Origin of the sequence: Nocardia nepalensis (assembly GCF_048910785.1) — a bacterium.
Taxonomy (GTDB): domain Bacteria; phylum Actinomycetota; class Actinomycetes; order Mycobacteriales; family Mycobacteriaceae; genus Nocardia; species Nocardia nepalensis.
Window position 1 is genome coordinate 561,396 of sequence record NZ_JBKBET010000020.1, and the last position, 1,674, is coordinate 563,069.

A 1,674-nucleotide genomic window follows, 5' to 3' on the forward strand; every position below is an offset into this window, starting at 1 on the left:
CACCGATGCGCGGTCTGCCATCAAAAGGTCATACCGTCACGCACATTTGCGGCCGCTCCGCCAGGCACCGCTCACCCGCACGACGATATGACCCGATCGGCAGCCGCGCATCGGTGCGATCACGCAACCGATGCGAGGCTCAGCGCTGTCGCTTCCGCCTGAAGACTGGATCTGGCACACATTCCGCGACTCCATGGGATCGCCCACTCACTCAACAGGACTCCCCTCTGCACCACATCACCTTCCGCGCTGTTGGTCGGACGATCACGTGGAACTGGTGGCGGCATCGGCCGAGAGAGTGCCGCCGTCAGTTCCACGTGATCACTTGTCCAGTAGTGCATCTCGGGCGGACCGCAGCGGCCGACGATCACGGAATGTGTGCCAGAGCCACGATTCGGCCGGAATTGACAAGCGCTGCGCGGATTCCGTTGCGTGAGACCTACCGCTGCGCGGGCTATCGGTGCGGACTGCCGATGCGCCGCCCGGCGATGCACTCCTTTGTCGTTGTCCGGACTGCCGATACGCGAGCGCACCGATATGCGGCCCACTGCGCGTTCCTGCGTGGCGCGATCGCCCATGCCCGGACTGCCAATGCGCCGCCTGGCGATGCGCGGGCGCACCGATGCGCGATCAGACCAACCCGCGAACCTCCTCGTGCGTGATCGCGCTTGTGCACGGTCGGCCTGTCGACGGTTATGGCGCGGCCTGCTGAGGCGCGAACGCCAGTGCGCGGCCCCGCGCTGCGCGGGAGTGGCCAACCGGTGCGCGATCGCCCGTGCGGTGACCGCCGATGCGCCGCCCAGTGTTGGCGACTGCATCGATTTGCGGGCTGGTGTTGGGCGGTCGCTTCGGTGTGCGGCCGCACCTGACGCGTTCACCCTGCGGCGGATGCGGCCAGGGATGCGGCTATAGCGGCGGTCTGCTCGCGCCAGCGGCGTAGTTCGGTGACGCTCGGTGCGAGTTCGTAGTCGTGGTGATGGGCGGCGCGGGACAGAGCTGCCCATACCGTCGCGACCTGTGCGGCGGTGTCATCGCCCGCGAATACGCGTAATGCGAGCAGCTGTGCGCGCATCGGGCAGCGTGCCAGTGCCGGTGCTACCTGTAACCACAACTCGTCGACGGATTGCTCCAATGCGAGCCGCAGAATCCAGACCGTCGCCCGTGACCACAGACCGTCGGCATCGGTCACCGAGCCGTCGAGCAGCCGATCCACGGCGTCGAACCGCTCGGCCACGGTCGGCCGTGGCGGACTGGGTCGCGCTGCCGCGCCCTGTCTACGCGTGCCGCCCTTCCGAATACCCTCGCCCCGCCGACCGGCACCTTGCCGACCCGCCCCGCCCTGCCGCCCGGCCCCACCGCGCTTGCCCGCCTCGCCCGGTCGTCCTGTCTTCCGCCGCGAATCCCCAGCATCGTGCCGATCCCCACCGCCTTGCCGGTCCCCACCGCCCTCCCGACCGTCCCCACCGCGTTTGCCCGTCCCACCCCGTCGTCCTGTCTTCCGCCGCGAATCCCCAACATCGTGCCGGTCCCCACCGCCTTGCCGATCACCAAGGCCACGCCGGTCACCACCGCCCCGCCGATCACCAGCACCCTCACGGTCCCGACCGTCTTGCCGATCACCAGCACCCTCACGGTCCCGACCGTCTTGCCGATCACCAGCACCCTCACGGTCCC

Annotated in this window: 1 protein-coding gene and 1 pseudogene; one reads left to right on the forward strand and one right to left on the reverse strand. The window is 68.9% G+C overall.

The window, feature by feature from the left end:
* Positions 1-874: 874 nt before the first annotated feature.
* Positions 875-1,234 (reverse strand): hypothetical protein, encoded by a 360-nt coding sequence (locus ACHQ4I_RS13780; RefSeq protein WP_420772094.1) that lies wholly within the window; start codon positions 1,232-1,234, stop codon positions 875-877.
* Between the two features lie 177 nt (positions 1,235-1,411).
* On the opposite strand from ACHQ4I_RS13780, the pseudogene ACHQ4I_RS13785 reads away from it, so the two are divergent.
* Positions 1,412-1,674: pseudogene (locus tag ACHQ4I_RS13785) on the forward strand (hypothetical protein); the annotation flags it as partial.